This is a genomic window from Enterobacter cloacae complex sp. 394I7, assembly GCF_057320345.1.
On sequence record NZ_JBXWCR010000001.1, the window covers coordinates 2262355 to 2285241 of the forward strand.

Below are 22887 nucleotides of genomic sequence, written 5' to 3' on the forward strand. Positions count from 1 at the left end.
ATAAACAGTGATACACTCTCTCCTCTTGCTACCCGATCTCAACCGACCTCGCGCTTTTTCAATCGCTCTTTTGGTCCTGATGGTTACAGCTGTGCCTACTCAGGGATAGTCCGCTTTAAGAATATCAAGTTGCTCATCGCGTCAGATACGACCACTTTGCACTCCAGACGTCTCCACCATCACCCCTACCGCATCTGAAGTCCGCTCTGGTCACTCAGTCATCTCGGCAACAGACTGAATCGCATAAAATTTTTAGCACCATTTTACTCTGGTGAATTCCGTTTTATTTCAGCGTATCGGGCTGCCAGTTGTTTCAGATGCATCTCCAGCTGAGACCTCGCAGCTGCAGGTAAAGGTACACCAGGAGGATTTTCTGACAAGATACGCAGTTGCTCTTCAGCCGGAATGGACTGGTTAAAAGACTGCCGGACGGAAAATACAACGGACTTCAGTTCACTGACCGTCATGTACTTGCCTTTCTGCTCATCAAGCCCGTTCAGCCGGTCACTCAATTTTTGTAGCGTTGACATCCCCTTATACCAGCCATTGAGCTGTTCTACCGGTAATGCGGCAGCATTAAGATGTTGCAGCCACTGTTGTATCAGGGGTTTTGCTTGCTCCGGCCACAGCACCTGAGCCTGTTCTGTAAGTTTTCGGCTGTAAGTAATACTCCAGTCAGGAGGCAATTTATCCAGTCGGGCAAGCTGCTGCTGTGTTTGTTCTATCATTGTTTGTGATGACGGAGATTGCTGACGCAACATATCCAGTTTTTCAGGCGCGAGAGGTGCAGGTAACGGAGCCAGTGAGGCAGCAAGCTGAGTCTGTAGCGGGTCTGGCCGGTGAAGAAATTGCCAGCTCCACACTGCGCCCGTACTTATTATCAGCATGCTACACATTCCGGCAGCGAAGGATTTCCACTTTTTTACCTGAGTGGGTATTGCCGTCAGTACTTCCACATTTGCGTGGTGTTCTGGCTGTGCAACGAATACCCACTTCACTGGGCTGTCTGGCGCTGGGGTCTCTTCAGAGAGACTACCGGTATGAGAGCCTGTTGATATTACTGCACCATTCTTTACGGTGGCAGGCAGGACAATCCCAGACTGAATATTCGACCCGGTACCGGTTGTATCGTTGCTGTTTTCCAGCCGGACAGCACTGTTGTGCATCAGGGAACGCAACGTATCGAGCTGGCTCAGATGCTTAAGTTCCAGACGTTGAAGCACCTCCCCCAGACTGCCAAGCAGTTGCTCAGCCCGATACAGTTGTCTGAGGTCGCTGTAATTGAGCGGGAGCGAGCGCATCCGCTGCTGAAGACGCTGGTTCAGACTGCTGAGGATTTCCATGCGGGCATGTACCGGTTGCGGCCACAGTGTCCCCCACTGATGGCTTATCAGCGCATCCAGTATCGCCAGGCCTTCATTGAGGCCGAATAAGCCGGCCAGTTGCGTCCGTGCCAGCGTGTACCAGGCCGCCGTCTGTAACTCCACACCGTTTTGCTCAAACAGTGAAAGGCAGAGTTTTTCGACATAATGCCAGTTCACATCCGGACGAGCCGGATGTGTCAGCTTACTCAGTTCATCACGCAGGGTGGCATAATCCGCTAGCGTGCGCGGATCGCCACCGGTTTTTAGTTTACGTGGAGTGATGTCATGCATGACCAGTTGTCCATTTGACATATAAGGAGGAGCTATAGAAGGTTATTGTTTCTGCAATATCAGCCAGACTTTTACTGACAGATGGAGCCTGCGCGGGCTGTCTGATCTTACAGGCGGGTCGTCGTGTCGAGATAATGCTGTTGCTTAAGATGTCGCAGGAGAACCCGCCCTTCTGGCATAAACTCGGTGCCATAGCGCACCAGACCAACACCTTTGAGTTCGGCATCAATGGCATAGCGCATTTCGCCCGGGACGTCCTGCTCCAGCAGGACAACCGTTATTTTTTTCAGACGAGGCTCATATTTGAGCAAAACAGCCGACAGGGTGCCCATCAGCTCATGGGCAGTGCCCGGCATGCCCTGCAGAATTTTTGCCATATCCGGCAAACCATAGTCCGGCAGATGCGCCAGCGTGCCCGCACGGCTGCTGAGAATACGCTGCATGTTGTCGAGTACGGACAGAATGACCTGGTTCTGCTCACTGACCTGATGCAGGTCGAGGCTGCCGGTAAAGTTGCCGTAGAGCGTTTCATACAACGAAGGACGGGCTGACTCACTCATCTTTCAGCGCCTGCAGGGTCAGCCGGTTATTGTCCGCTTCAATCACCCGGGCCTTATCCGGATCAAGGTCATCGCGGCTCAGTACCACGCGCCAGGTATTGTTCACCTGATCCGGTGACATAAACATCCCGGCTATCCGGACCATAAGGCAGGCGCCCCAGTACACGCGGCATGACCAGACCGATATAGCGGGAATCATCCGTCTCGCGGAAGGATTTCCACTTGATGTACTCAGCGCGGTCAAAGTAATTACCGATATCTTTAATGGCCGCCACATCCTCCATGTTGTCTTTCAGGAAGAATTTCGGGCCGGCAGAACCGATAAACGGCATATGTGCAGCAGCAGACACTTTAGAGATGTTGCGCAGCAGGGCTACATCCTGGGCAGACGCATCAAATTCGTAAGCGGAAATCAGCGCAGCAATCGGCTCGCCACCCGGGGTATCATACTCATCAATGTATGTATGTTTATACAGCCCGCTCTGGACGATTTCCGGGCAGTCTTCAAAGTCCTGACGCAAATCTTCTTTAGACATATCCAGGAGTTCAACTTTCACGTTCTGGCGAAAATCGGTTTTGTCGACAAGAGATTTCACACCGCGCCACAGACTTTCTACTGCCTGAAAGTCTTCATGATGCATAACAGCATCAAGCTGACGGCTGATCTGGTAATCCAGTTCCGCGATATGGTGGTCAATCAGGTTTTTGTCGAGTTTCTCAACTTTTGAGCCCGCTTTTGTCAGACATTCCAGGAACACCTTCATGCCGGCAGTTAAACGTTCGTCTGCTGTTGCATCCGACATCGCCTGTGCATCCTGCCAGATATCAAGCGCACTTAGCTCAGAGACAGGGTTAAGATTGATTTTTTCAAACAGGGACGCATATACCCCACCTGCTGCAGGACGTTCAAGCACTACACTCTCGTTACCCGCGGCATTCTCATTTTTTACAGACATCAACATATTCCTTATTAATCCGTTAAAAGCACATGGGCGTTATGGCTGTTTCGGGGCCAGGGCTGAGAGTTCGGCTCTGAGTTCTGCACTTAATGCAGGATCGAGAAGAATTTTTTCCAGCTCTTTTCGGAAAGCCTGGTTATCAAGCAGGTTTGCTTTTAAATCGCGAAGCAAATTGCGCATGGAAAGCATGGCCTTCAGCTGAGGTATTTGCCGCGAAACCTGCTCCGGGGAGAAATCATTAATACTCTGGAATGTCAGATTGATGTTGTCTTCACTGCCATCACCAGCAAGCGTGTTTTTAACGGTAATATTTACGATTGGGGAATATTCGGAAAGAACAGAGTCAAAGTTGTTTTTATTCAGATTAACTTTTTTGCGCTCCGATAGTGGTGCACTCTCCTGACCATTACTGAAGTCTCCCGCCACCAGTAATTTCAGGGGGAGCTCAGTTTTCTTGCTCGCTCCGCCCGTATGCAAATCAAGCTTTAAATTAATACGTGCTTTGGGTATTTCGGACTGAAAAGAAGAGTTAGACATGGCTATCCCTGTTTTATGGAGTTATAAAAACGGTCAATGCCAGTGAGAAATTAATAAGAAAGGCAAACCCAGCCAGAACAGCTTCCAGGTTCACGTCATCGGACGAAAATCAAAACCCCGGAATTAAAAGCGGGCACATTCCATTCACCAGCATATCGACATTGTGTTTTTGAGCATTTGTCTGAAATGAAAAAATTTCGGATAAGACCCAATAGCCGGAGTGTAGGAACGTTCCCTGCCCGATCGGAAACCAAAAAATGTAACAAAACGTTGCCGCTAAAAATCTTAACAACCAAAGATCATCTTTCTGATTTATAAGAATTTTCTTGCACACCCCTTTAACCCTTATGAAATAAGGGTGTACAGCAAGTGATCAATTTAATTTAGGGGTGGTTTTGTATAAAATCTCATCAATGACATGAAATATCTGATTTTGTACTTTTATCAAAAATGAAAGGCAGAACATGCCTGCCTATGTGAAAAAATTGGCGACATTTACAGGCCTTCACCATTTTTTATTATTTACTTAAATGAGTTTTATTATTTTCATCAGAAAAGTAAATATCACGGGGACTTTATCGATGCCACATCCCAGTGCCAGCGATAGGTAAATTTCAGGCATCAATCGAGGAGTGGGCACAACCTTGAACAACAACCCTATCTTGTTGCTAAAATCAAGGTTCCAGGGATACAGAGGGGAGGACGCTGACACAACGTCATTAAAGTTGGTTTTGAAATCTGTATAACACCGTCTGGTGCAACGTTGTTGATTTAACTTTCCTGAAAGATATCATCACGCCCTTAACCGGGCCCCCTCTGTAACCCAAAGCATGCTCTCACTTTACATAATAAAGGGTCATTCCTGCCGTTGCATTCCTGCAGAGGACACCATGCTCTCATCGGCGCGCCGATACACCGGCACAAGGCGAGTGGTTCCGGTAAGATTATCAAATACCTGTTTTTCCGCAGTGGTAATTCTCATTCCGGCCTTTCTCAGACGCGACACCTCAGCAGCAATCCGCTGGATCCCAAACCAGAACAGCGCATCAAGCGCGGTTACCTCCAGACCACTTAACAGAGCACGCTTCAGACGTTCCGTGGGGGGCTTAATTTCTTTGGCTATCTGCAGAAAAGGTTCCGCGGTCAATTGTGTCGCTTCCGTTCGCCGTATACGTGTGGACAGATGATATTGAAAAACGTCAGGTACACCGCTCAAATCGGACTTCACGCTCCAGACACAGCCAAACCGCTTCCCGTTAAAAATGACATTCTTCTGGCTGAGCTGCAGTTCATCACGCAACCCGGCAATTAACTGAGGAGTCCGCACGAGCAACAGGCGGAAAGGCAGCTCAAAGCTGGTAACGTAATCGACATTGGTCAGGGCAATACGCAGACGCGCCTCGGCCCCGGCCTGCATCGCCTTGCACTCGCTTAAAACGTCGGCCCACTGACGGGTAAGACGCGGAGGTTCATTCGCCTCGGTAAATCTGTATTTTTCAATCTGATAATCGATTTGCTCTGTCACCCGCTTTTCCCTGTCAGTCACGTTTTAGCCGCTAAAGAGAATTTAGCAGCACAGGTTATTATGCTCCAGAGGTGATGTGCAGTGATTGAACCCTCATTTATACGGGTTATGTTATTCCGTATTACAATTCCACTGCTTTGCTCCACAGGCCCTCTTCTCTTTAGGCAACCACCATGAAACAAATCACGCTCTCCGATTTGAAGCAACAAAGTGAAGCGGCGGCTAACGCCCCGCGTTTACGCGCGCATCGTAACTTTCATCCTGAACTGAGCGACCCGGTTCAGCGACTGGCCATCGCGATGGAACCTGGCACCTATGTTCGCCCTCATCGTCATCCGCATACCTTTGAGCTGTTACTTCCCCTTCGCGGGCGTTTTGTCGTGCTGAATTTTGACGACCAGGGCGTCGTCACCCGTCGCGTCGTATTAGGTGAAGCGTGTATGGCGCTGGAGATGGAGGCGGGAACCTGGCATGCCGTGCTGTCACTGGATCATGGCGGCGTTATTTTTGAAGTTAAACACGGTGGCTATCAACCGGTGGCTGATGAGGATTTCGTTACCTGGGCCCCCGCCGAGGGAGAGCCCGATACAGCCGCGCTGATGGCATGGTATAAACAGGTACAGCCTGGCGATGCGGCCTGGAAAGCATAACGACTGCTTTCAAAATATCCAAACAGATGCCGTCGCGCATCTGTTCTGGTTTATAAAAACAGAAAAATCAAAGACCTTTCGAATTGCCGCTTTTTTAATCAAGCACGAGTAATAGCACATACCGTATAAAGGGTGCTACATTATACCGCCCACCCAACGTCAGCAATGGCCAGGCAACGCCGTAAAGATCGGTAAAGCCTGCAACCATGACCTTGTACTACGGTCTAACAGGTACGTGGTTACGCAATGCGTGACTTTCACCGACTTTATATAGGTTCCCATTATTTTGTCACAATCCAAATTCAAACGCGCGTTTCTGCACCCGCGTTACTGGTTCACATGGTTTGGTCTTGGCGTGCTCTGGTTACTGGTTCAGCTTCCTTATCCCGTAATCCGCATTCTGGGCTCCAGGCTTGGCAGCGCATCGCGCCACTTCCTTAAACGTCGTGAGTCTATTGCGCGTAAAAATCTCGAACTTTGCTTTCCACAGTACAATGCGGAACAGCGCGAAAAACTGATTGCTGAAAACTTTAAATCTATCGGCATGGCTCTGCTTGAAACCGGTATGGCATGGTTCTGGTCTGATGAACGTGTTCGTAAATGGTTTGATGTGGAAGGCCTGGATAACCTGAAACGTGCCCAGTTACAAAACCGTGGCGTGATGGTGGTCGGCGTTCACTTTATGTCTCTGGAACTGGGGGGTCGCGTCATGGGGCTTTGCCAGCCGATGATGGCAACCTACCGTCCGCACAACAGCGCCGTGATGGAATGGGTGCAGACACGTGGTCGTATGCGCTCGAATAAGGCGATGATCAGCCGTAACAACCTGCGCGGCATGGTTGGCGCACTGAAAAAAGGTGAGGCCGTCTGGTTCGCACCGGACCAGGATTATGGCCGTAAAGGCAGTAGCTTCGCTCCGTTCTTTGCGGTGAAAGATGTCGCCACGACCAATGGTACCTTTGTGATTTCACGTCTTTCCGGTGCCTCCATGTTGACCGTCACGATGGTCAGAAAAGCGGATAAATCAGGCTATCGCCTGCATATTTCCCCTGAGATGGCTAACTATCCGGAAAACGAAGGCGAAGCCGCTACGTTCATCAATAAAGTTATCGAAATGGAAATCATGCGTGCGCCTGAGCAATATCTCTGGATGCATCGCCGTTTCAAAACACGCCCTCTTGGCGAAGCCTCGCTGTATATCTAAATTCCAGAAGGTTAGTTTCGTTAAGAAACTAACCTTTTCAATGACCTGTAATCACGCTGTGTACTGTCTTTCTTTGCGTCGCTCAAAGTGAATTTATTGCGTTCTGAAATCAAACTGTCGCCGTTCCACGACACCCGTAAGTGACGGAAATTATTTAAAAAAATCCCTCTTGTCACCCCCCATTTTTAGGCGTACATTAGCGCCGTCTGGCAACAGGAAAGCACAGAATTCTGAGCGGGAGTCGGCGGTATTACGGGGAAAATCTTATTTCCGCTATAAGCCAACTTCAGCTCTCTATAATCAGGTGGACTCTGTTTTTAAATGCGTACCACAAGATACGCGGAGCGATGAAACGTGAAATATTTCTTTATGGGCATTTCGGTGATTGTTTTAGTCTGGGCCGGAACGTTTGCCCTGATGATCTAGTGAAGAACATGCAGTCAAAAAAACAGGAGCCGATGGCTCCTGTTTTTTTATGTCATGATGACGCGTGATGTTCGGTGACGCTTTTCGATGAGAGAAGTCCGTCGGCGCGGAACATACTCTTGATGCCCCTCACCGCCTGGCGGATGCGGTCACTGTTTTCAATCAGAGCGAATCGCACATGGGTGTCGCCATAATCACCAAAGCCAATGCCCGGCGAGACACATACCTTCGCGTCCTGCAGCAGCTTTTTGGCAAACTCCAGCGATCCCATTGCCGCATACGGCTCCGGAATTTTAGCCCAGACGTACATGGACGCTTTCGGCATGTCCACCATCCAGCCCGCTTCATGCAACCCTTTGACCAGCACATCACGGCGACGCTTATACTGCGCAGCAATCTCATGCACACACTGCTGATCGCCTTCAAGTGCTGCAATAGCCGCGACCTGAAGCGGGGTAAAGGTACCGTAGTCGTGATAACTCTTGATGCGCGCCAGGGCATTCACCAGCGTCTTGTTGCCCACCATAAAGCCGATGCGCCAGCCAGCCATGTTATAGCTTTTCGACAGCGTAAAGAACTCAACCGCCACATCGCGTGCGCCAGGAACCTGCATAATCGAAGGGGCTTTCCAGCCGTCATAGACAATATCGGCATAGGCTAAATCATGCACCACCAGCACGTCGTAACGTTTGGCCAGGGCGACCACTTTTTCAAAGAAATCGAGCTCTACGCACTGCGCCGTCGGGTTCGAGGGAAAACCGAGGATCATCATCTTAGGTTTCGGATAGCTTTCACGAATCGCACGTTCCAGTTCGTTAAAGAAATCGACCCCTTCCACCAGTGGTACGGAGCGAACCTGCGCTCCGGCAATCACTGCGCCATAGATGTGAATCGGGTAGCTCGGATTGGGCACCAGTACGGTATCACCATGATCCAGAGTCGCCAGCATCAGGTGCGCCAGACCCTCTTTTGAGCCGATGGTGACAATCGCCTCGCTTTCAGGATCGATATCGACCTGGTAGCGATCCTGATACCAGCGAGAAATTGCACGACGTAATCGAGGAATACCGCGAGAGGTGGAGTAGCCGTGCGTATCCGGACGCTGAGCAACCGTACATAATTTCTCAACAATATGCGTCGGTGTTGGGCCGTCAGGGTTACCCATGCTGAAATCAATAATGTCTTCGCCGCGCCGACGCGCAGCCATTTTCAGTTCAGCAGTGATGTTGAATACATAAGGGGGGAGACGATCGATACGCGTAAAACGGCGTTCAGGACTGAATTCAGCCATAGATTCCTCAGATTAACGTTAGCGCCCGGACCGTCCGAGCGACGCTGCCACCGATGTGGCATGTTTAGAAAATAACCTGAAAAAAATCATGCTGTCGAGAGGGAAATGAAAAAAAAGAGTGCGCGCTAAAATCGGAACCCTGCTGCATTGAAAAGCGGAAGCGTCCGAAGTGACAGCCTCTTTCTGATATCTGTTGTGTAACACGATGATATCAAAACCGTTACCTGCTCAGGCGTTATCACAAAAAAATCGGGAGACTTCAGCCCTCTCCTGATAATCCCCTTTGCAAAACAGGGTTTTTCCCCATTTGATAAACCTGACGGATAGCTGGTCAATACGCGCCAGGTTTTTTATCATGGTTCTTTCCCGTTTTCCCTGGTCTACTCGTGCACGAAATATTCAATATGCTGCTGGCGGTTTTTGACCGTGCGGCATTAATGCTGATTTGCCTGTTTTTCCTCATCCGCATTCGCCTGTTCCGCGAGCTTTTGCACAAGTCTGCGCACTCGCCAAAAGAGCTGCTGGCCGTCACCGCGATCTTCTCGCTGTTCGCGTTGTTCAGCACATGGTCCGGCGTGCCGGTCGAGGGATCGCTGGTTAACGTGCGTATCATTGCCGTCATGTCCGGCGGGATTTTGTTTGGCCCGTGGGTCGGCGTCATCACCGGACTGATTGCCGGTACGCACCGTTACCTGATTGATATCGGTGGCGTGACGGCAATTCCCTGTTTTATTACCAGTATTATTGCCGGGGTACTGTCAGGATGGATTAACCGCAAGATCCCGAAAAAGCAGCGCTGGCGCGCCGGGATCATCGCCGGCATGGTGTGCGAAACGCTGACCATGATCCTGGTGGTGGTGTGGGCCCCCACTATCGCACTGGGGCTGGATATCGTTTCGAAAATCGGTATTCCCATGATCCTCGGCAGCGTCTGCATCGGTTTTATCGTGCTGCTGGTACAAAGCGTTGAGGGAGAAAAAGAGGCCAGTGCCGCGCGTCAGGCGAAGCTGGCGCTGGATATCGCCAACAAAACGCTGCCACTCTTCCGCCATGTGAACGCGGAGTCGTTACGTCAGGTCTGCGATATAATCCGCCGCGATATTCATGCCGATGCGGTCGCCATTACCAATAACGACCACGTACTGGCTTACGTCGGCGTCGGGGAACACAATTACCGCGATAATGACGATACCATTAGCCCCACCACCCGACAGGCGATCAACTACGGTAAAATCATCATTAAGAACAATGATGAAGCTCACCGAACGCCGGAAATCCACTCCATGCTGGTGATTCCGCTGTGGGAAAAAGGCGTGGTAACGGGCACACTAAAAATCTACTACTGCCACGCGCACCAGATCACCTCCACGCTTCAGGAGATGGCCATCGGCCTGTCGCAAATTATCTCTACCCAGTTGGAAGTTTCCCGTGCAGAACAGCTGCGCGAGATGGCAAATAAGGCAGAACTGCGCGCGCTTCAGAGCAAAATCAATCCTCATTTTCTGTTTAACGCGCTGAACGCCATCTCGTCCTCCATCCGGATGAATCCGGACACCGCGCGTCAGCTTATATTCAATCTGTCGCGCTACCTGCGCTACAACATTGAACTGAACGATGATGAGCAGATCGACATCAAAAAAGAGCTGTATCAGATCAAGGACTATATCGCGATTGAGCAGGCCCGTTTTGGTGACAAGCTCACGGTGATTTACGATATCGATGAAGAGGTCAACTGTGTGATCCCAAGCCTGCTGATCCAGCCGCTGGTGGAAAACGCGATTGTTCACGGCATTCAGCCGTGTAAAGGTAAAGGCGTGGTCACCATCAGCGTAACCGAAAGCGGTAACCGCGTGCGCATTGCCGTGCGCGATACCGGCCACGGTATTGATCCAAAAGTCATTGAGCGCGTGGAGTCTAACGAAATGCCGGGCAATAAAATTGGACTGCTGAACGTGCACCATCGGGTCAAGCTGTTGTTCGGCGACGGACTGCACATTCACCGTCTCGAACCCGGCACCGAAATTGCTTTTTACGTCCCGAATGAACGCTCCCCCGTTCATGCGGCGACATCACTGTTGCCATAGGCCGGAGTAATCAATGAAAGTCATCATCGTGGAAGATGAAATTCTGGCTCAACAGGAGCTGAGCTGGCTTATCAAAACGCACAGCCAGATGGAGATTGTGGGTACCTTTGAGGATGGTCTGGACGTACTCAAGTTTTTGCAGCATAACCGGGTCGACGCCATTTTTCTGGATATCAACATTCCATCACTGGACGGCGTATTACTGGCGCAAAATATTAATCAGTTTGCCCATAAGCCGTTTATTGTTTTCGTCACCGCCTGGAAAGAGCACGCCGTAGAAGCCTTCGAACTGGAAGCGTTTGACTATATTCTGAAGCCTTACCAGGAATCGCGTATTGTCAGCATGCTGCGAAAGCTGGAAGCCGCATGGCAACAACAGGCCACGCCTGCTAACGCAAGCCCGGCGATACGTGAAAACGACACCATAAACCTGGTCAAGGATGAACGCATCATCGTGACGCCTATCGACGATATCTACTATGCCGAAGCGCACGAGAAGATGACGTTTGTCTATACACGGCGTGAATCGTACGTGATGGCAATGAACATCACCGAGTTTTGCAACAAACTGCCGGCGGCGCACTTTTTCCGCTGCCACCGTTCGTTTTGCGTCAATCTAAACAAGATCCGCGAGATCGAACCGTGGTTTAACAACACCTATATTTTGCGTCTGAAGGATCTTGATTTTCAGGTCCCGGTGAGTCGCAGCAAGGTGAAAGAGTTCCGCCAGCTGATGCATCTGTAAAAATCCCCTCTCCCGCAGGAGAGGGATAGTCGTCAGAGGATTTGACCCAGTACCTGACGCAGGTGCGCGCCCGAGCCAAGCAGGCCAGGGTTATCGTGCACAATCAGGTACACAGGGATGTCCTGCACATAGCTTCTGAAGCGACCTTTGTCTTCAAACGCACCGCGAAAGCCTGAGGCAGTAAAGAAGTCGAGGAAACGCGGTACGATCCCGCCCGCGATGTAAACTCCCCCGAAGGTGCCCAGCGTCAGCGCCAGGTTGCCGCCAAACCGTCCCATGATCACACAGAACAGCGACAGCGCACGGCGACAGTCGATGCAGCTGTCCGCCAGCGCGCGTTCGGTCACATCTTTTGGCTGCAGATTTTCCGGCAGACGGCCGTCTGATTTTACAATCGCCCGGTACAGATTCACCAGACCCGGACCGGAAAGCACGCGCTCGGCGGAGACGTGGCCGATTTCAGCACGCAGCTCTTCGAGGATAATGCCCTCTTCTTCGCTGTTGGGCGCAAAGTCCACGTGACCGCCCTCACCCGGCAGGCTTACCCAGCGCTGGTCGACGTGAACCAGATGTGAAACGCCAAGACCGGTACCGGCACCGTAGACCGCAATCGGCTTACCTTCTACTGGCGCTGTACCGCCAAACTGAATCAGATGCTCTGGCTTCAGCATCGGGATCGCCATGGACACGGCAGTAAAGTCATTGATGATTTCAAGATGCGCAAAACCAAGGTTTTTTTTCATCTCAGCGATGGAAAATGCCCAGACATGGTTGGTCATCGCCACCCAGTCACCGGTAATCGGGCAGGCAATGGCGATACATCCGTCTTCGATGCTCACCTGTTGCTCTTCAAGATAGACCCGAACAACGGCCTCAAGACTTGGATAATCCAGCCCTGAATAAGTTTTCGCCCGGGAAATTTCACCGCTATTTACATCGCATAAGGCAAGGCGAGCATTCGTGCCGCCCACATCGCCTACCAAAGCATACTTTGTCATTCTTCTACTGCTCCGCTAAAGTCAGAATAAATCTTTGGGACACTGTAAGTTCAAGGCGTGATAACAACAACGACCGGAAGGTGAATGCCCGTGGATTATCGATCTTCGTCACAGAATAACTTTACCGTTTCAGCACCTTTTGCACTATTGCCATAAAGCTGATTGTGCAAAGTAACGTAATAGCGTTTTGTACAAGGAAATCATCATGCTCCATCCGCGAGCCAGAACCATGCTCTTACTGGCAATACCGGCGCTGATCATTGGCGTTGCCTCAAGTCTGGTGCTCATTGTCGTGATGAAAGTCGCGTCGGTGTTGCAGGCGATGTTATGGACGGCGCTTCCTGCACAACTGGGCGTCAGCGTGGATTCGCCGGGATGGATCATGTTGATGCTGACGCTCACCGGCGTTGCGGTGGGTCTGGTGATCCGCTTTAGCCCCGGGCACGCCGGGCCGGACCCGGCGCTTGAGCCACTGATCGGTGCGCCCGTTCCCCCCTCGGCGCTGCCGGGGCTGATTATCGCGTTGATCCTGGGTCTGGCGGGCGGTGTCAGCCTTGGTCCTGAACATCCCATCATGGCGGTAAACATTGGTATGGCGGTCTTTCTCGGTTCGCGCATTTTACCCCGGGTCGGTGCGCTGGACTGGACCATCCTCGCCTCTGCAGGCACCATCGGGGCGCTTTTCGGCACGCCCGTTGCCGCCGCCCTTATTTTTTCTCAGACGCTTACCAGCAATAACGACGTCCCGCTCTGGGATAAACTCTTTGCGCCGCTGATGGCCGCTGCGGCTGGCGCGCTCACGACCAGTCTTTTTTTCCATCCTCATTTCTCACTCTCTCTGCCCCACTACGGTCAAATGCATATTGCCGATATTTTCAGCGGTGCCATCGTCGTCGCGATCGCCATTGCACTCGGGATGATTGCGGTATGGTGCCTTCCGCGCCTGCACCGTCTGATGCACCGGCTGAAGCACCCGGTGCTGATTCTGGGGGCGGGTGGTCTGATGCTGGGCGTATTAGGGGCTATCGGCGGAACGGTAACGCTGTTTAAAGGCCTTGATGAAATGCAGCAGTTGGCTTTCAGCCAGGTGTTCAGCGTGTCTGATTACCTGCTGTTTGCGCTGGTTAAACTGGCGGCGCTGGTGGTGGCTGCAGCATGTGGGTTCCGCGGTGGGCGTATCTTCCCGGCGGTGTTTATCGGCGTGGCGCTGGGGCTGATGCTGCATGAACATGTGGATGCGGTGCCGGCAGCGATAACGGTCTCTTGCTCAATTCTGGGGCTGGTGCTGGTGGTGACGCGCGATGCGTGGCTGAGCCTGTTTATGGCGGCGGTAGTGGTGCCAGATTCAACGCTCTTCCCCCTGCTCTGTATCGTGATGTTGCCCGCCTGGCTCCTGCTGGCGGGCAAACCGATGATGATGGCCTGGCGAAACGACAAGTAATCAGGCGTTATTACGCGCTTCCAGAGCTTTGGTAAGCGCCCCGAGCAGCGGCGGGATATCCGCTTTCGGGAGCATCACCTCAATCAACGAGAGCCGCTCGTGGTGCGCCACTTTTTCAAGTACGTCCGCCAGCTGTTCCGCTTCACTGACCCGCCAGCACTCAGACTGAGGATCGAGGCTCAACGCCTGTGGAATGTGCGTCCAGTTCCATAAAGCAATGTCGTTATACCGCTGCTCCGCCCCGTGGATAGCCCTTTCAACCGTGTAGCCTTCGTTGTTGAGCACCAGAATAATGGGGTGCTGTTTATCACGCAGCATCGAGCCTAGTTCCTGAATGGTGAGCTGGGCCGCGCCATCCCCCGTCAGCACAATCACGCGCCGGTTCGGGCATGCGGTTTGTGCACCAAACGCCGCCGCCAGCGTGTAACCAATTGAGCCCCACAGCGGCTGGACGATAAAGTTCACATCAGCCGGTAAACGCAGATCAATCGCGCCGAAGGCCGAAGTTCCCTGGTCGGCAAGGATAATGTCCCCCGGGCGAATAAAGGTTTGCAACGTTCTCCAGAAATTCTCCTGGGTAAGCGAACCGTCCGGCTGCGGGAACGGTATTGCGCCGGATGATGACGACATAAGGCCAGCATGCACGTGCTGTTTGCAGAGTTCGACCAGCGTCTCAATCGCCTGGTTCATTGGGATGCCGGTAAACCAGACATCCCCGACGCGTGCGGCATGCGGCTGAACTTCAATGGTCTGCGCCGGGGTAAGCTGGTGCGTGAACCCGGCCGTCAGGGTATCGGTAAAACGCGTGCCAACACACAATACCGTGTCAGCCCCTTCAATCGCCTCTTTTACCGCGCCAGTGCTGGCTGAACCACTGTATGTGCCGTAAAAACCCACCTGACGCTCGTCGAATATCCCTTTCCCCATCAGCATGGTGGCATGGGCCATCGGTACCTCTTTCACCCACTTCTGTAGCGCATGTTTCAGGCCATGGCGCAGAACAAGGAAGTCGGCCAGCAGCGCGGTACGTTTGCTCATCGCCAGTTTGTTCTCAGCAGCATCCCGGAACGCTTTCAGGCAGGCGCTATCGGCATGAGCCTGCTTATGAGTGAGAGCGTTTACAGGCGGCGTGGCGGCTTTTTTTGCCACATCGGCGGGTAACATCAGATAACCGGGGCGGCGTTCCCGAAGCATGGTTGTCAACACACGGTCGATTTCATAACAGGCATTTTGTTCGGTAAGGACCGCCTGTGCGACGGTGATCGGCTCGCTCATATGATAAAAGTGACGGAACTCCCCATCCCCCAACGTATGATGCAGCAACTCTCCCCTTTGCTGTGCCGCCGTACCCGGCGCCCCCACAATATGTAAAACCGGGACATGCTCGGCATAGCTGCCGGCAATGCCGTTCATGGCACTTAACTCCCCAACGCCGAATGTGGTCAGTAGCGCGGCAAAGCCCTTACATCGGGCGTATCCGTCAGCGGCATAGGATGCGTTCAGCTCATTGGCACAGCCCACCCAACAAATATCCGGGCTGTCTATTACGTGGTCGAGAAACTGCAGGTTATAGTCGCCCGGCACGCCAAACAGATGATCGGCACCACAATCTGTAAGACGGTCCAGCAGGTAATCGGCGACGCAGTATGGGGTTCGCATAACAGGTGTCCTTCTGACGTTGACCTCACTTTGAGTATTAAAGAAGCGTGATGGCTGTCCAGAATTGGTCGTAAGAAGGGCATGGAAAGAATGCTTTACAAAAAAGGCTGCGCTATGCTCTTTTTTTTCATGTAAATGTAAACGTATACACTGATTTTTCCTTTCAGCGCCAGAGGGCATCAGAATGGGTTACCAGCCGGACAAAAATCGTTATCAGACAATGCAGTATCGCCGCTGCGGGCAAAGCGGACTCAGGTTGCCCGCTATCTCACTCGGGTTGTGGCACAATTTTGGCGACGCCACGCTTGTCGAAAACAGCCGTCAACTTTTACAACGCGCGTTCGATCTGGGTATTACGCATTTCGACCTTGCCAATAATTATGGTCCTCCTCCCGGCTCAGCCGAACGTAACTTCGGTCGCATTTTGCAGGAAGATTTCCTGCCATGGCGCGACGAGCTGATCATCTCGACCAAAGCGGGTTATACCATGTGGGATGGCCCCTACGGCGACTGGGGGTCACGCAAATATCTGGTTGCCAGCCTGGATCAAAGCCTGAAGCGTATGGGGCTGGAATATGTGGATATCTTCTATCATCACCGCCCTGACCCACAAACGCCACTGCTGGAAACCATGAAAGCGCTTGACCATGTGGTGCGCCAGGGAAAAGCCCTTTACGTCGGGTTATCAAATTACCCTGCAGAACAGGCCCGCAAGGCTATCGATATCCTGAACGACCTTGGGACGCCGTGTCTGATCCACCAGCCGAAATATTCGATGTTTGAACGTGCGCCAGAGGAAGGCCTGCTGGACGTGCTGCAGGAAAAAGGCGTCGGCTGCATTCCCTTCTCGCCGCTGGCGGGGGGACAGCTGACTAACCGCTACCTGAACGGTATTCCTGCAGACTCGCGTGCGGCAAGCGGCAGTAAGTTCCTGAACCCCGATCAGATCACCAAAGAGAAGCTGGAGAAGGTTCGTCAACTGAACGCGCTGGCGGAAAGCCGCGGCCAGAAATTGTCACAGATGGCGCTGGCCTGGATTTTACGCCACGAGTCGGTAACGTCAGTGCTGATTGGGGCCAGTAAAACTGCCCAGATTGACGATGCCGTGACCATGCTGGAAAACCGCCATTTCTCGGCGGAAGAACTGGCAATCATTGATGGGATCCTGAACAGCTCAAAATAAAATCACTTTTAGCAAAAAGTGCTCTCATTCATGAATTAGGAGTTGAGGCGATGAAACGAGCCTTTACCAACTCGTAATATTGCGTTAACAGGCCCCACAAAGGCCCCGATCGTGAAGGAGAAAGAGTATGTTCAGGTCACTGATTCTTGCAGCGGTATTACTGGCTTCGGCCCCGCTGATCGCCACTGCGGGCGAAATCACCCTGTTGCCATCAGTTAAATTACAAATTGGCGATCGTGACGACTACGGCAGATACTGGGACGGTGGCTACTGGCGCGACCGTGATTACTGGAACCGTCACTATGAGTGGCGCGGCGACCGCTGGCGCAGACATGATAATGGCCTGCATCGCGGCTGGTACAAAAACAACGCCTATGAGCGTGGTTACCGTGAAGGCTGGAACGATCGTGACGACCGCCGCGGTGGCTGGGGTCACGGTGGCAGAGGACGCGGTGGTCACGGCCATCATCACTAATGCGTCATCAGTAATGCAAAAAGGAGCCTCCCGGCTCCTTTTTCTTTGGTTCAACGCGACGCTATAACCCCAGAGCAGTGCCGACCAGGAGCCACAGGTTCAACGACACCACTACCGCCACAATGACCCAACCGGTTCGTTTCACCAGCGTGCTGTTCACCAGTTCGCCCATCAGGCTTTTGTCACTGGTAAAGATAAGTAGCGGCACCAGTGCAAGCGCGATACCAAAACTCAGCAGTACCTGGCTCATGACCAGAATTCTCGTGGGATCCAGCCCCATCAGAATCACAACAAAGGAGGGCAGCATGGTCACGGAGCGACGAACCCAAAGCGGAATGTGGAAACGAACAAAGCCCTGCATCACCACCTGCCCTGCCAGCGTCCCCACAACCGTTGACGAGAGACCGGCCGCCACCAGGCTCAGCCCGAATATCGTGGCAGCAGCGTGGCTCAGTAACGGTTCCAGCGTAAGGTATGCCTGGTCGAGATCGGCAATACCGGTGTGACCGTTGAAATGGAAAGCGGCAGCAGCAGTCGCCATCATCGCCAGGTTCACAAAACCGGCAATGGTCATGGCGATCGCCACATCCCATTTCGTCGCAGAGTAACGCTCTTTGCGCGTCCCTCCGTGCAGGTGCTGTGTCAGCGAGGAATGCAGGTAAATGACATGCGGCATGATGGTTGCGCCCAGCACCCCGGCAGCCAGGAACACCGCTTCAGAGGTTGGCAGGCTCGGGATAATCATCCCTTTGCTGAGCTGTGCCAGATTCGGCTGAGAGAAAATCAGCTCGACGATATAGGCCGCCGCCACAAACAGCAGCAGCCCGCCGATAACTTTTTCCAGCGGTTTTTGACCGCGACGCTGCAGCATCAGGATCAGGAAGGTGGCAATCCCGGTGAGCACCGCGCCCTGAAGCAGCGAGACGCCGAGGATCAATTTAAAACCAATCGCGGCCCCGATGAATTCGGCGAGGTCGGTTGCCATGGCGATAATTTCCGCCTGAACCCAGTAAAGCCATACCGCCGGACGCGGATAATGATCGCGAATTTGTTCAGCCAGGTTTTTGCCCGTGGCAATCCCCAGCTTCGCGGACAGCATCTGGATCAACATGGCCATCAGGTTAGCCCACACGACCACCCAGAGCAGCTTATAGCCGAAGCTGGCCCCGGCCTGAATATTGGTCGCAAAGTTACCTGGATCGATATAGCCGATGGCAGCAATGAACGCAGGTCCCATTAACGCGAACCGCAACTTGCGCGCTGCTCTGCCACTGCTACCCTCTACGCGACTGTTTGTCATTTCTGCCTCTGGAAATATAGCCTTTGCTATGTTTAATGCTATCAAAATGAGAATGATTATCAAGATCATTTAGTGAGTTTATAGTGATTTCTCTGATAGCTTTGAACAATAGACGGGCGGGTAAGGTGGGGCGATCTAACAAAACCTGCAATCGCGCACGCTTTTGTGAAGACTAGCACACAAACTTAACTTTTCACTCATTTACCTAACATAACAAAAATGTATTGTGGATCACTAATTTTGAGACTCGTCACAGGATGTAACTATAGTGTGTCCTTGATCTCGTTTTCTTTTCGCTTGTTACATAGAATGTGCACGAAAATTAAACCTGCCTCATATTTGGAGCAAATATGGACCGCGTCCTTCATTTTGTCCTGGCACTCGTTGTCGTTACTGCGCTTGCGTTACTGGTCAGCCATGACCGTAAAAAAATCCGCATCCGCTTTGTTGTTCAGCTTCTCGTTATTGAAGTTTTGCTCGCGTGGTTCTTCCTGAACTCCAACGTGGGGCTTGGCTTCGTAAAAGGCTTCTCCGAAATGTTCGAAAAACTGCTCGGATTCGCCAACGAAGGGACGAACTTTGTCTTCGGTAAAATGAACGACGAAGGTCTGGCGTTCTTCTTCCTGAAGGTACTGTGCCCTATCGTCTTCATCTCTGCGCTGATCGGTATTCTGCAACACATTCGTGTTCTGCCTGTCGTTATCCGCGCCATTGGTACCGTACTCTCCAAAGTTAACGGCATGGGTAAACTGGAATCGTTCAACGCCGTCAGCTCCCTGATCCTGGGTCAGTCTGAGAACTTCATCGCCTATAAAGACATCCTCGGTAAGATGTCCCGCAACCGCATGTACACCATGGCAGCCACCGCAATGTCTACCGTCTCCATGTCTATCGTGGGTGCGTATATGACGATGCTGGAACCTAAATACGTGGTTGCCGCACTGGTCTTGAACATGTTCAGTACCTTTATCGTTCTCTCTCTGATCAACCCGTACCGTGTTGACGAAGGCGAAGAGAACCTGCAGATGGCAAATCTGCATGAAGGTCAGAGCTTCTTCGAAATGCTGGGTGAGTACATTCTGGCTGGTTTCAAAGTGGCGATTATCGTTGCGGCGATGCTGATCGGCTTTATTGCCCTGATTTCTGCTCTGAACGCCCTGTTCGCAGCGGTTCTGGGTATCTCCTTCCAGGGCATTCTGGGCTACATCTTCTACCCGGTTGCCTGGGTGATGGGTGTTCCTGCACATGAAGCGCTGCAGGTAGGCAGTATCATGGCGACCAAACTGGTCTCTAACGAATTCGTTGCAATGATGGATCTGCAGAAAATTGCCAGCACGCTCTCGCCACGCGCGGAAGGCATCCTGTCCGTGTTCCTGGTCTCCTTCGCTAACTTCTCTTCCATCGGTATTATCGCCGGTGCGATTAAAGGTCTGAATGAAGAACAGGGTAACGTGGTTTCTCGCTTCGGTCTGAAGCTGGTTTACGGTTCTACGCTGGTGAGCGTACTGTCTGCCTCTATTGCGGCACTGGTACTGTAACACCTGCAGCGAAATAAAAACCGGGAGCTCAGCTCCCGGTTTTTTTATGTCCGTAGTTCATTAAGCGGTTTGGGTTTACCAATCAGGTAACCCTGCAGATAGTCGACCCCGAAGTGAAGCAGCTTCTCCCGCTGTTCCGGCGTTTCAACATACTCGGCCACCACACTCAGTGATTTCGTCTTCGCCAGGTTGCAAATCGACTGCACGATCATCGCATCCATATCATCGGTACAGATATCTTTTACAAAGCACCCGTCAATTTTGATAATGTCCGCCTGCAGACGTCTGAGACGTTCGTAGTTGGCATATCCGGTGCCGAAATCATCAATCGCGATCCGGAAACCGCAGTCCCGCAACTGCTGAATGTTTTTGATACTGCTGCCCGAATTAGAGAAAGCCTGCTCTTCGGTGATCTCAATCACCACCGCCTGTGGTGCTACGCCATAGCGTTCAAAGAGCGAGCAAATCTCGATGGCCACCTCTTTTTGCATCAACGTCAGGGGCATCAGATTGACAGAAAAACGCACTCCGGCATGCGTCGCTGGATGATCGCGCAGCCACACCAGTAATTTTTCCATCACGCACATGTCGAAGCGGTGGCTCAGGTTAAACTGGGCAATCAGCGGTATAAAGCGGTCTGGGGTGATGATCTCGCCCTCGCTTTCCATGCGCGTCAGTATTTCGTAATACCCGCTACCATCTGCCTTCTGGATTGGCTGGGCGTATAAATGAAACTGTCCGGCATCCAGAGCATGTTTAATGCGCGCTAACATCAAAACCCGCTCGGTTGTTTGTCCTGATGCCACCTCGAGGCTATTGGTGAGCGCCAGTACATTATGCGCTCCGCAAGATTGCTCAGCCAGCCAGCTGAGCTGCCCCAGCGTATGGTGTAACTTCTCACCGTTTTCAACCATTCCCCAGGAAGCGCCAAATTCAATATCCAGCCCGGTGTTGTTCCAGACAATCTTACGGCTGTTCAGCTGATCGACCATATGCTGCAGGCGCTCAGCGGTTCCCGGCCCCAGCAATACCAGCACCAGTTCGCTGCCCGGGAGCTGGAAAAGCCGCTCATCTTTTTGCAAAAATGGCTGCAGCGAGGTGGTCACCATCCGTTTGCAATGCACCCGCATAAGAATGCCGTAGTGACGACTCAAGAACTCGAGGTTGTCCATTCGCAGACAGCACACTTTGGCATCAGGGTGGTCCTGCAAAAAATCTTCCAGTGCACGAATGTTCGGTAAACCGGTCAGCGGATCGGTTAGCGCCCTGTCCTGCCAGTCCTGCTTCAGCCACTCGCTGCGCTGATAAATCCGCGACATGTAGAGCAAACAGATGGCGAAAGAGATAAGGACAGACAAAATAAAGGAGAGCGAATGGCCTGACTCCACGCCATTGAGGAAATTATAGTTATAGGTCAACAGCAGAAGTGCGGATGCCGCCCAGAAAAGAGAAATGAGCGCGTAGCTCAGGCGACTGATCCCTAACGTAAAGAGAATAAAAATCACTGGCATTAAATAGCCCGCAATAATAGGTGACTCAAAAGGAGCACATAAAATTGCGAGGATGACGATTAAAAGCATCAGCCAGACTAATATATATAGCGATTTCTTTTGAAAAAACACGGGCTTCACACTGCGTCGCCAGAAGGTGATGGCATAACGTGGATTAATTATCATTCTTAACGGGTAATAGAACATCATGGTAAATATCAACGCCGCGCAGATCAGACTTTGTATATCGACTACGTTATAAATTGCGGTACCTTCACCGAAGAAGGTTGAGATAGTAACCGGGAAATGGAACAAATAACCTGCCAGGTACATCGACACTTTTATGCCTATCGGTACCATAAAGCCGAGCCAAAATATCCGTAACCCAATATGCTTGTTCGGCACGCAGTAGCGCCAGCGCTTGCCCAGTATGATCCTGAGGATGCCGCACCCCGCAAACACCGAGAACGTCTGACAGAACAATAAAACTGAATATTGTAGCGGTGCTAAATCAATGCTGAATATATTAGTGATAGTAAAACTTAACAGAACAGGAATAACCGCCCGACGCCCAAATACCAGAATAACCGCCAGCATTACGCTTAAAGGCAGCCATGCTAAATATACGTCATGACCATTAACAACAGCGCGCGGAGAGATATAACGGGAGAATGGCACCGCAACCAGGCAAAGCGCGAGGGCAGTTATAAATATCTTTACATTATTGTAAGTTTTTCTATTCATTAAGTTAGATAATCTATTTTCCATTCGTATCATTGACCGGATGGATAATAGGTTTATTAATTGCGCGAATCAAGTTGAAGTCTATTTATAGACCGCTTTATTGATTTTGATTGAGGTGAGGTACAAAAATACCTCTATTTCAGCAACAAATTAGGGTGAAGAGTTTTACAAAAGCATAAAAAAAACCCCCGTCTTTCGACGAGGGTTCAAATTTTGGTGGAGCTAAGCGGGATCGAACCGCTGACCTCTTGCATGCCATGCAAGCGCTCTCCCAGCTGAGCTATAGCCCCACATGTTGACTTTACTGACCGCACTCTGTTGGGTTCAGAGTGTGGTGGAGCTAAGCGGGATCGAACCGCTGACCTCTTGCATGCCATGCAAGCGCTCTCCCAGCTGAGCTATAGCCCCACATGTTGACTTTAC

At 51.7% G+C, this 22887-nt stretch carries 18 protein-coding genes, 2 tRNA genes and 2 pseudogenes; 9 read left to right on the plus strand and 13 right to left on the minus strand.

Features of this window, described 5'->3' with window-relative positions; translation table 11 throughout:
• Window positions 1-263: 263 nt before the first annotated feature.
• The 6 genes and pseudogenes from AC2FAP_RS10920 to AC2FAP_RS10945 form a co-directional block, all read right to left on the minus strand.
• Window positions 264-1655 carry a VasL domain-containing protein gene (locus AC2FAP_RS10920; RefSeq protein ID WP_449541808.1) on the minus strand — a complete coding sequence of 464 codons (1392 nt, stop codon included), beginning with the start codon at window positions 1653-1655 and terminating at the stop codon, window positions 264-266.
• Window positions 1656-1762: 107 nt separating this feature from the next.
• A complete protein-coding gene (gene tssE, locus AC2FAP_RS10925; protein ID WP_032678625.1) occupies window positions 1763-2215 on the minus strand; it encodes a type VI secretion system baseplate subunit TssE in 453 nt (150 codons plus the stop codon).
• Window positions 2208-2357 (minus strand): annotated as a pseudogene (locus AC2FAP_RS10930) (type VI secretion system lipoprotein TssJ); the annotation flags it as partial. The pseudogene AC2FAP_RS10930 and the gene tssE, both read right to left, overlap by 8 nt.
• Window positions 2347-3177: pseudogene (gene tssC, locus AC2FAP_RS10935) on the minus strand (type VI secretion system contractile sheath large subunit); the annotation flags it as partial. The pseudogenes tssC and AC2FAP_RS10930, both read right to left, overlap by 11 nt.
• Window positions 3178-3210: 33 nt before the next feature.
• Window positions 3211-3711, minus strand: coding sequence for a type VI secretion system contractile sheath small subunit (gene tssB, locus AC2FAP_RS10940; protein ID WP_163304563.1), 501 nt, complete (start codon window positions 3709-3711; stop codon window positions 3211-3213).
• A gap of 856 nt (window positions 3712-4567) precedes the next feature.
• Window positions 4568-5236, minus strand: coding sequence for an ECs1377 family protein (locus AC2FAP_RS10945; RefSeq protein WP_416436377.1), 669 nt, complete (start codon window positions 5234-5236; stop codon window positions 4568-4570).
• Window positions 5237-5409: 173 nt separating this feature from the next.
• Between AC2FAP_RS10945 and AC2FAP_RS10950 the strand changes: the two genes are divergently transcribed.
• From AC2FAP_RS10950 to ypdK, 3 genes are all read left to right on the plus strand, one after another.
• Entirely contained in the window at window positions 5410-5886 is a 477-nt protein-coding gene (locus tag AC2FAP_RS10950) for a WbuC family cupin fold metalloprotein (protein WP_032678645.1), read from the plus strand.
• Window positions 5887-6169: 283 nt separating this feature from the next.
• A complete protein-coding gene (gene lpxP, locus AC2FAP_RS10955; RefSeq protein WP_025203512.1) occupies window positions 6170-7090 on the plus strand; it encodes a kdo(2)-lipid IV(A) palmitoleoyltransferase in 921 nt (306 codons plus the stop codon).
• Between the two features lie 354 nt (window positions 7091-7444).
• Window positions 7445-7516 carry a membrane protein YpdK gene (gene ypdK, locus AC2FAP_RS10960; protein ID WP_099458937.1) on the plus strand — a complete coding sequence of 24 codons (72 nt, stop codon included), beginning with the start codon at window positions 7445-7447 and terminating at the stop codon, window positions 7514-7516.
• Window positions 7517-7568: 52 nt separating this feature from the next.
• Here the strand turns inward: ypdK and alaC are convergent, their stop codons facing one another.
• Window positions 7569-8807, minus strand: coding sequence for an alanine transaminase (gene alaC, locus AC2FAP_RS10965; protein WP_063214683.1), 1239 nt, complete (start codon window positions 8805-8807; stop codon window positions 7569-7571).
• Window positions 8808-9193: 386 nt separating this feature from the next.
• On the opposite strand from alaC, the gene AC2FAP_RS10970 reads away from it, so the two are divergent.
• Both AC2FAP_RS10970 and AC2FAP_RS10975 read left to right on the plus strand, forming a co-directional pair.
• Entirely contained in the window at window positions 9194-10891 is a 1698-nt protein-coding gene (locus AC2FAP_RS10970; RefSeq protein WP_025203510.1) for a sensor histidine kinase, read from the plus strand.
• Between the two features lie 13 nt (window positions 10892-10904).
• Complete coding sequence (locus tag AC2FAP_RS10975) at window positions 10905-11636, plus strand: LytR/AlgR family response regulator transcription factor (RefSeq protein ID WP_020883103.1); 732 nt, start codon at window positions 10905-10907, stop codon at window positions 11634-11636.
• A gap of 32 nt (window positions 11637-11668) precedes the next feature.
• Here the strand turns inward: AC2FAP_RS10975 and glk are convergent, their stop codons facing one another.
• Window positions 11669-12634 (minus strand): glucokinase, encoded by a 966-nt coding sequence (gene glk, locus AC2FAP_RS10980; RefSeq protein WP_020883102.1) that lies wholly within the window; start codon window positions 12632-12634, stop codon window positions 11669-11671.
• Between the two features lie 205 nt (window positions 12635-12839).
• Between glk and AC2FAP_RS10985 the strand changes: the two genes are divergently transcribed.
• The gene (locus AC2FAP_RS10985) at window positions 12840-14075 is read left to right on the plus strand and encodes an ion channel protein (protein ID WP_020883101.1); all 1236 of its coding nucleotides are present in this window, start codon (window positions 12840-12842) and stop codon (window positions 14073-14075) included.
• On the opposite strand, the gene ipdC is transcribed toward AC2FAP_RS10985, so the two are convergent.
• Window positions 14076-15734 carry an indolepyruvate decarboxylase gene (gene ipdC / locus AC2FAP_RS10990; RefSeq protein ID WP_449541437.1) on the minus strand — a complete coding sequence of 553 codons (1659 nt, stop codon included), beginning with the start codon at window positions 15732-15734 and terminating at the stop codon, window positions 14076-14078. It lies immediately after the preceding gene.
• Window positions 15735-15918: 184 nt separating this feature from the next.
• Between ipdC and mgrA the strand changes: the two genes are divergently transcribed.
• Window positions 15919-16917 (plus strand): L-glyceraldehyde 3-phosphate reductase, encoded by a 999-nt coding sequence (mgrA, locus tag AC2FAP_RS10995; RefSeq protein ID WP_073396208.1) that lies wholly within the window; start codon window positions 15919-15921, stop codon window positions 16915-16917.
• Window positions 16918-17044: 127 nt separating this feature from the next.
• Window positions 17045-17392: a DUF2502 domain-containing protein gene (locus tag AC2FAP_RS11000; protein ID WP_047743015.1), complete on the plus strand. Its 348-nt coding sequence runs from the start codon at window positions 17045-17047 to the stop codon at window positions 17390-17392.
• Between the two features lie 61 nt (window positions 17393-17453).
• On the opposite strand, the gene AC2FAP_RS11005 is transcribed toward AC2FAP_RS11000, so the two are convergent.
• Window positions 17454-18692, minus strand: coding sequence for an Nramp family divalent metal transporter (locus AC2FAP_RS11005; protein ID WP_020883097.1), 1239 nt, complete (start codon window positions 18690-18692; stop codon window positions 17454-17456).
• Between the two features lie 350 nt (window positions 18693-19042).
• Here AC2FAP_RS11005 and AC2FAP_RS11010 point away from each other — a divergent pair, with 350 nt between their 5' ends.
• Entirely contained in the window at window positions 19043-20230 is a 1188-nt protein-coding gene (locus AC2FAP_RS11010; RefSeq protein ID WP_014171069.1) for a NupC/NupG family nucleoside CNT transporter, read from the plus strand.
• 44 nt (window positions 20231-20274) lie between these two features.
• On the opposite strand, the gene AC2FAP_RS11015 is transcribed toward AC2FAP_RS11010, so the two are convergent.
• From AC2FAP_RS11015 to AC2FAP_RS11025, 3 genes are all read right to left on the minus strand, one after another.
• The gene (locus AC2FAP_RS11015; RefSeq protein ID WP_025203504.1) at window positions 20275-22464 is read right to left on the minus strand and encodes a sensor domain-containing phosphodiesterase; all 2190 of its coding nucleotides are present in this window, start codon (window positions 22462-22464) and stop codon (window positions 20275-20277) included.
• Between the two features lie 214 nt (window positions 22465-22678).
• Window positions 22679-22754 (minus strand) — tRNA-Ala (locus tag AC2FAP_RS11020).
• Between the two features lie 42 nt (window positions 22755-22796).
• Window positions 22797-22872, minus strand: a tRNA-Ala gene (locus AC2FAP_RS11025).
• Window positions 22873-22887: the final 15 nt, after the last annotated feature.

Bases quoted from the DNA above. Each gene is read 5' to 3' on its own strand.
- AC2FAP_RS10920 (WP_449541808.1), bottom strand. From the start codon at position 1,655: ATGCATGACATCACTCCACGTAAACTAAAAACCGGTGGCGATCCGCGC.
- tssE (WP_032678625.1), bottom strand. From the start codon at position 2,215: ATGAGTGAGTCAGCCCGTCCTTCGTTGTATGAAACGCTCTACGGCAAC.
- tssB (WP_163304563.1), bottom strand. From the start codon at position 3,711: ATGTCTAACTCTTCTTTTCAGTCCGAAATACCCAAAGCACGTATTAAT.
- AC2FAP_RS10950 (WP_032678645.1), top strand. From the start codon at position 5,410: ATGAAACAAATCACGCTCTCCGATTTGAAGCAACAAAGTGAAGCGGCG.
- alaC (WP_063214683.1), bottom strand. From the start codon at position 8,807: ATGGCTGAATTCAGTCCTGAACGCCGTTTTACGCGTATCGATCGTCTC.
- AC2FAP_RS10975 (WP_020883103.1), top strand. From the start codon at position 10,905: ATGAAAGTCATCATCGTGGAAGATGAAATTCTGGCTCAACAGGAGCTG.
- glk (WP_020883102.1), bottom strand. From the start codon at position 12,634: ATGACAAAGTATGCTTTGGTAGGCGATGTGGGCGGCACGAATGCTCGC.
- AC2FAP_RS10985 (WP_020883101.1), top strand. From the start codon at position 12,840: ATGCTCCATCCGCGAGCCAGAACCATGCTCTTACTGGCAATACCGGCG.
- ipdC (WP_449541437.1), bottom strand. From the start codon at position 15,734: ATGCGAACCCCATACTGCGTCGCCGATTACCTGCTGGACCGTCTTACA.
- mgrA (WP_073396208.1), top strand. From the start codon at position 15,919: ATGGGTTACCAGCCGGACAAAAATCGTTATCAGACAATGCAGTATCGC.
- AC2FAP_RS11000 (WP_047743015.1), top strand. From the start codon at position 17,045: ATGTTCAGGTCACTGATTCTTGCAGCGGTATTACTGGCTTCGGCCCCG.
- AC2FAP_RS11005 (WP_020883097.1), bottom strand. From the start codon at position 18,692: ATGACAAACAGTCGCGTAGAGGGTAGCAGTGGCAGAGCAGCGCGCAAG.
- AC2FAP_RS11010 (WP_014171069.1), top strand. From the start codon at position 19,043: ATGGACCGCGTCCTTCATTTTGTCCTGGCACTCGTTGTCGTTACTGCG.
- AC2FAP_RS11015 (WP_025203504.1), bottom strand. From the start codon at position 22,464: ATGAATAGAAAAACTTACAATAATGTAAAGATATTTATAACTGCCCTC.